The 6,742-nt window shown below is 38.0% G+C and carries 7 protein-coding genes; 2 read left to right on the top strand and 5 right to left on the bottom strand.

Annotated elements, in window-relative coordinates; genetic code table 11:
* Positions 1-69 precede the first annotated feature (69 nt).
* Both ABYK33_RS12620 and ABYK33_RS12615 read left to right on the top strand, forming a co-directional pair.
* Entirely contained in the window at positions 70-453 is a 384-nt protein-coding gene (locus ABYK33_RS12620) for a DoxX family protein (RefSeq protein WP_373033614.1), read from the top strand.
* A 54-nt stretch (positions 454-507) separates the two neighbouring features.
* Positions 508-1,437, top strand: a complete 930-nt coding sequence (locus ABYK33_RS12615; protein WP_373033612.1) for a bifunctional methionine sulfoxide reductase B/A protein — start codon at positions 508-510, stop codon at positions 1,435-1,437.
* 153 nt (positions 1,438-1,590) lie between these two features.
* On the opposite strand, the gene ABYK33_RS12610 is transcribed toward ABYK33_RS12615, so the two are convergent.
* The 5 genes from ABYK33_RS12610 to ABYK33_RS12590 all read right to left on the bottom strand — a co-directional run bounded on the left by ABYK33_RS12610 (position 1,591) and on the right by ABYK33_RS12590 (position 6,570).
* Positions 1,591-2,055 carry a globin gene (locus tag ABYK33_RS12610; protein WP_373033610.1) on the bottom strand — a complete coding sequence of 155 codons (465 nt, stop codon included), beginning with the start codon at positions 2,053-2,055 and terminating at the stop codon, positions 1,591-1,593.
* Positions 2,056-2,126: 71 nt separating this feature from the next.
* Entirely contained in the window at positions 2,127-2,375 is a 249-nt protein-coding gene (locus tag ABYK33_RS12605; protein ID WP_373033609.1) for a hypothetical protein, read from the bottom strand.
* A 37-nt stretch (positions 2,376-2,412) separates the two neighbouring features.
* Positions 2,413-3,084 carry a M48 family metallopeptidase gene (locus tag ABYK33_RS12600; protein WP_373033607.1) on the bottom strand — a complete coding sequence of 224 codons (672 nt, stop codon included), beginning with the start codon at positions 3,082-3,084 and terminating at the stop codon, positions 2,413-2,415.
* A 9-nt stretch (positions 3,085-3,093) separates the two neighbouring features.
* The gene (locus tag ABYK33_RS12595) at positions 3,094-3,543 is read right to left on the bottom strand and encodes a toxin-antitoxin system YwqK family antitoxin (RefSeq protein ID WP_373033606.1); all 450 of its coding nucleotides are present in this window, start codon (positions 3,541-3,543) and stop codon (positions 3,094-3,096) included.
* A 72-nt stretch (positions 3,544-3,615) separates the two neighbouring features.
* Positions 3,616-6,570 carry an EAL domain-containing protein gene (locus ABYK33_RS12590; RefSeq protein WP_373033605.1) on the bottom strand — a complete coding sequence of 985 codons (2,955 nt, stop codon included), beginning with the start codon at positions 6,568-6,570 and terminating at the stop codon, positions 3,616-3,618.
* Positions 6,571-6,742: the final 172 nt, after the last annotated feature.

The following is a 6,742-nucleotide window of genomic DNA, read 5'->3' as shown; positions in this document are numbered from 1 at the left end:
TCATCAAATCCTTATGAACTCTCAAAATACTTGCTATAATAATATACTTTTATAGAGAAGGGGGTACGTATGTCAGAGAATATAGGAAAATTAGTATTACGTCTAATGATTGGCGGAATGATGCTCTTTCATGGCATCGATAAGGCTTTAAACGGAATCACTTATATTAAGGGCTTAGTAAAATTTCAGGGGTTACCTGAAATTTTGGCATATGGTATCTATGTGGGTGAGATACTCGCTCCTCTCTTTTTGATCTTGGGATGGAAAAGTAGATTATGGGCAGGAGTGATTGCGCTGAACATGTTGGTGGCGATTTATTTAACGAAGATGGCCGCATTCTTGAGCCTTGGAGCTCATGGAGCTTGGGCGTTAGAAGTACCGATGTTTTATCTGTTGAGTGCACTGGCCATTGTCCTTTTGGGTTCTGGTAAATATGCGATCATAAGAGATTAGTACATCAAAACTACACACTGTTTACGTATAGTTTTAAAAAATTAAAGGTAAACAATGCAAAAAATAGTATTGATGTTTTGTGCTATTGCGCTGACATTTATTGTCGCAGAAGATTTAAAGCCATGGACCACCAAATTAAATAATTTAACCACATTTGAAAAACATGTACTTATTGATAAAGGTACGGAACGTGCTTTCTCCGGTAAGTATGTAAACACAAAAGAAGACGGTACTTACAAATGTAAAGTGTGTGACTCACCACTCTATATGTCCAGTGACAAGTTTGACTCTCATTGTGGATGGCCCAGTTTTGATGATGCCATTCCCGGAGCTATCAAAGAAGTGCCGGATGCGGACGGCAGACGGACAGAAATTGTTTGTGCTAACTGTGGAGCACATATGGGACATGTGTTTAGAGGAGAGGGACTTACTTCTAAAAATGTACGCCACTGCGTGAACTCTGTTTCCCTTAATTTCCAAAAAAAGAAATCCCCAGTGTCTACCTTTAAAAAAGCCTACTTTGCCGGTGGGTGTTTTTGGGGTGTAGAGTATTATCTTGAACAGATTGATGGGGTAAAAGAAGTGACCTCCGGTTTTATGGGTGGTCATCTGAAAAATCCGGGTTATTATGATGTTATACAGAAAAATACCGGACACATAGAAACCGTTGAAGTGGTGTATGATCCCGCTAAAGTCTCTTACAAAACCTTAGCAAAAACTTTTTTTGAGATACATGATCCTACCCAGACTGATGGGCAAGGACCCGACATAGGGAGTCAATACCTCTCTGCCATATTTGTCAGTAATCAGGAAGAACGTCAAACCATTGAGAGATTAATAAAGGTATTGGAAGGTAAAGGGTTTAAAGTAGCCACAACGGTCATGCCAAAAGCACCCTTCTACAGTGCCGAAGCATATCACCAGGACTACTATGAGCGTAAAGGCTCAAAACCCTACTGTCATAGAAGGATCAAGAGGTTTTAGTCTTGCTTATTGATCATCCACTGAGAAAAGATGTTTAGGTAATTCCAGAAACTTTGTATGTTTTTTATTATATAACGCACTTAGCGCAAAGCTCTGAGCACTACGTTACCACTGTGGCTACTTCAGCAGTAGGCTCATACAACTAGTCGTATTTTAGTCTTTCGTATTGATCATCCACTGTGAAAATATATTGAGGTAGTTCCAAAAGCTTTGTATATTTTCTTCTGAACTTAATTTTTGTTCTATGATGGGTTGAAGTGCTTCTTCAAATGTTACAAGCCAATGTAGTCTCGCATGTGGTGTGATAGCAAAAGGCGCATGTCTTTTTCTCATCTGTGGTGCACCATGGTTTTGGTTGAAGTAAGGTGTTCCTCCACAGATCTGTATGAAAAAGTCCGCAGAGGTTTGTCCTGCCTGTTTCATCACTTCTCTGTCTTTTGGAAATATCTCTTTTATAGGGCTTTCAAATAGACCCATATAAAATCTGTCGAGCAGAGCACGCATCCCTTCTTCCCCTATATCTGTTAAGAATTCCGGGTTTGGTTTGGTCACAGGAGGGTTAACACCTTCCTGGTAAGGGAGTATAGAGAAGTCTAAAGATGAGGTACTAAAATTCATAAAATGCCTTTGTTATCAGTTTTTGTAAGGTGTTATAACATGAAAAAGCTTAGGTGTCAACTGCTATAAGGTTAGCGGCAGCCACCTGTGCCGCAACTATCACTGTTATCTACAGCAAAACTATTGGTATAGCCACACTCCAGACATTCGAAAGAGAGTAGTTTGGGACCAGAACAGCCCCCCGATCTTTGATCCGTGAGTTCAATACTTTTTTGATGACATTTAGGACAAAATCCCCGTTTGATGGCATCCAATTGTTCTTTTTTCTCTTTAAGATAGTAGATATAAACAAATACTGACCCCAAAAGGATGATAATCATAAAAGCCAGAAGATAAAATGAATCGATAATAGACTCCTTACGTCGTATATTTTTTTAGTTCTTTGACCTGTGTTCTGTAGTCAGGTTCATACTGTTCAACCAGTTGCCAAAAATCTTTTTGATGATGTTTATGTTTGATATGTGCCAGTTCGTGAATAATGATGTATTGTATCACATCGTGTGGGAGTTTCATCATCATCGTATTAAAGCTCAACACATTTTTCCCGCTACAGCTTCCCCACTGCCGCTTTGTTTTCCGAAAGCGAAGGTTTGTAGGGGTAAGACTCATTTTCTCCGCCCAGAATTCTACACGAGAAGGTATATGTCCCTGTGCTTCATTTTTATAGAATCTGTCGAAGTGTATTTGAAAAAGTCTTTCATCATAGGTATGGTAGAAGAGTGTAAATTTTTCCCCATCAAAATCAAAGTGTATTCGTTTTTTACTGTGTTGTACTAAATGGAGAGGGTAGGCTTTACCTAGATAATATAACTCCAAGGTATTGGAAAAGTCTAAAGGTTTCCCTTTTTTTTGTTGTATCTTTTCTCTGGAAGTATTTATCCAAGAGGACTTTTTAAGTAAAAGTTGTTCTATTTTACGTTGAGATACTTTAGGAGATTTGATGACGAGGTTTCCCTCGTTGTCAAAAGTAAGATAAATGTGTTTAAGTTTGGGGTTAACGATATGTGTATATTGTGGCAAAAGACTCATTTCGAAAGATTAGTTAACGATTTTATCGTTACTATATATTACCCTTCTATGGACAGACCCATCTTTGTTGTATGTTTGTGCAGGTCCTTCTTTTATACCATTCTTGTAGGTATAGGACACCATTACATCACCATTTGGATAGTATGCTTCAAGCATACCATCTTTTTTACCATTGATATAATTTACCTTTGAAATGACACGACCTTTGTCATCATATCCTTTTTCTATACCATGAGGTACACCATTCCGTATATTTACTGTGGAGCGTACCTGCCCATCGTATCCATACTCTTTACGAAGACCATTTTGGCCAGTCTTATCACTCATAATAAATTCTGATCGTATCTTACCGCCAGTGTAGTACTCTTTTTTAACAGTTTCCCCTGAAAGACCAGGTCCCTGACAGGCACTTAAAAAAAGAAGTATAAAAATAGAAAGAAATAAAGATAGTTTTTTCATAGAAAGCCTCGATATGTAAAATAGTAATATGAGTATACTATAAATTGCCTTTTTTTGGTGAAAGGTAAAGCTTTATCTATCTTTATTTTTCAAGAGCATGTTTTTCATCTCTTCTTCCGGCAATGGATGGTTGTAATAGTGACCTTGAATACCAAGACAGCCATTGTCAATTAAGAAGTCTATCTGTTCTGAAGTTTCCACCCCCTCAGCAATAAGGCTTAGTTTAAGACTTTTGGCAAGTGCAATAATAGCTTTAACGATCCCGACATCTTCTTCATCCTCTGGAATACCTTTAATAAATGAACGATCAATTTTAAGCCTATTGATGGGTAAACGCTTCAATAGTGACAAAGATGAATATCCTGTTCCAAAATCATCAATAGAAATACTTATACCCAGATCGTGTATCTGATGAAGTCTAGTAATGACCTCTTCAGATTTTTTCATCATCTGTCTTTCAGTGATCTCCAATTCTAACCATTTCGGATCAAAGCCATTTCCTTTCATACAAGTTTTAACTTTTTGTATAAAATCTGTTTTTTCTAACTGCTTGACAGAAAGATTTATCCCTAGTACACCAGGGTTAAGTCCCTCTTTGTACCATTGTGAAACTGATTTCATTGCAGTACGCATTACCCACTGATCTATCTCTATTATCATACCTGTCTTTTCTGCCAGAGGGATAAAGTCATCAGGCATTAGAAAACCCATGGTCGGGTGGTCCCATCGTACCAATGCTTCCACTCCTACTAATGCATTTGTGGAAGCATTTATCTGAGATTGATAATGAATCACAAACTCTTCATTATCGATAGCCTGACGTAAACTTGTTTTCATAGCCATGCGACTCAAGGCAAATGTTGTCATTTCTGCTGCATAGAACTGAAAATTATTGCGTCCTTCTTCTTTTGCTTTATACATAGCAGTATCTGCATACTTAAGGAGAGACTGGGCATCTGTTGCATCTTGTGGATAAAGACTGATACCAATGCTCCCTGTTACATAAAGCATATGTGTATCGATCACGATAGGCTTTTCCAGGATGTTAAGGATTTTTCCTGCCAACAATGATGCATCTTCGGCATGTGTTAATTCACTCATGATGACAGTAAATTCATCACCACTTAACCGAGATAAAGTATCTTCTTTCCGAATGATGTCTTTAAGACGTTTTGATACGGTTTTTAAAACCTTGTCACCTACTTGGTGACCTAATGAATCATTGATATGTTTAAACTGATCCAGGTCAATAAAAAAGAGTGCCAATCCCTCTTTGTGTCGTTTCGCTTGGATGATCCCCTGAGCTAACCGATCAAAAAAGAGTATGCGATTTGGGAGACCAGTTAATGCATCATGATGGGCTTGATGCTGGATCATCTGTGCCTGATGCACTAGTTTCATCTGATTTTCTTTGTCTTCACTGATATCGGTATGTGTACCTATCATACGGGTAGCTTTGCCATGTTCATCGTACTGCACCTTGCCTCTATCTTGAATCCAGACCCAATGCCCATCCTTATGTTTCAAACGATGCACATTTTCATAATACTCTGTTTCTCCATTGATATTTTTATTGGCATCTGTCCAAGTCTCTTCTCTATCATCAGGATGAAGTCTACTTTCCCAGGTTGAGAGTACATTAGGAAGTTCATGATCCTGATATCCAAGCATCTCTTTCCAACGGGGTGAAAAGTAGACAGTATTATCAAGAATATTCCAATCCCAGATACCATCGTTACTCCCCAAAAGTGCCAATTCCATACGTTCTTTAAGTTCTTTGTTCGTCTGATGACTTTCTTTGAGTGTTTGTGTCTGCTTTTCTGCTTCACTACTACTGACATTAATGAGATGTATTAATGCTTCTATGGAAGTACTGTTGACATCTACTTCCGTTGGCCTTGGCTTTAGGTGTATTTTATGTATCTCATCACTCTCACTTAATGAAACTAAAGTCATTGTTTGATTGAATAGTTCTTTTTTATTTGAAGTGAAGAACTCTCCATAAGTGAAAAACCCAGATACGGGAGCAATATTCTGCAGAGGCAGGATTTCAGATTCTATCTCATCACCCATAAGGTGTCTTCGTGTCATACATGAGTAGATAAAAATACCTTCTGAAGGTTCTTGAGAAGTACTGCCCATGATCTGCTGTGACTTTTTCAAGATCTCTTTGCTGTTTCCATACCCGATCCGTACTTTTTCCCCTGTGTATAAATTACCTCCAACAATCAGAGAACCATCCTCTTCTTTTGCAATACATGCACGTGAAATATTTGAGCCATCACGATTGACTATCAGAGGAAATTCGATACCGATACCCGGAAGACCTTTGGCAATATCTTCACCAAGGTAATGGGCATATGTCGCTACGGCACTTTTCTCATCAATCGTATAGACACGATTGCCTACTGCCTTAGTAATAGTCAGTTCATTGCCTATTGGGTGCCAGTTAAAACTGTAATCCGTATGTATGTGTAAGTGCTCGCTGCTTAATGCAACAGCAACAGCCCCCTTTGTAACGATATCTTCTTTTGTGAAAACTAAAGTTTCTACAAAGTGACTATTATCTCCGGCATGACCTCCTGCAACAATCACCTTATCATTTACTGAAGTAATACCATTGAGAAACTCTTCCCCATTGGTATGTACCCCATCTGCAAATGCTATAAGGAGCTTGGTATCATCATTAATTAACTTTTGTGCCAAATATTGACCACTTCGATATTCGTTCTCTGTATGTGTTATAGATGTAGATTGAAGTGAAGTATGTTCAAATTGGGTAAAACTCAAGACAGTCTTCCCGGATGAGACTTTCCCATCCATGATCTCACCATCAGTTGTACTTCCTATAATTACAGAATCGGGCAAGAGGAGGGTTAATTCTGAGAGAAGCGTAGATATAAAGGCTTTATCATTAATGGCAGAAAAAACCTGTATTAAAAGAGAGGAAGAGTTTTGGATCCTTTGATCCTCTATAAAGAAGGTGAGCTCTTCTTGGTTTGTATAATATGTATTGATACTTTTCATAGATCTCTTTCATACCATTATGATCGTGATATAAGATATTTACCACTATCTATAGAGACTATTATAATATAGAGTATGTTAAAAATAAACGTGTAGTTATTTTACTGTTTGTTTAACATTTTTATTTGTGGGCGGTGGATTTTATGGGTTGTATGGCTGAGAGGAAGGGATT

It is taken from the genome of Sulfurovum sp. (assembly GCF_041562805.1).
Taxonomy (GTDB): Bacteria; Campylobacterota; Campylobacteria; order Campylobacterales; family Sulfurovaceae; genus Sulfurovum.
Note: the sequence above shows the minus strand (reverse complement) of the source record. Positions and strands in the feature narration are given on the sequence as shown.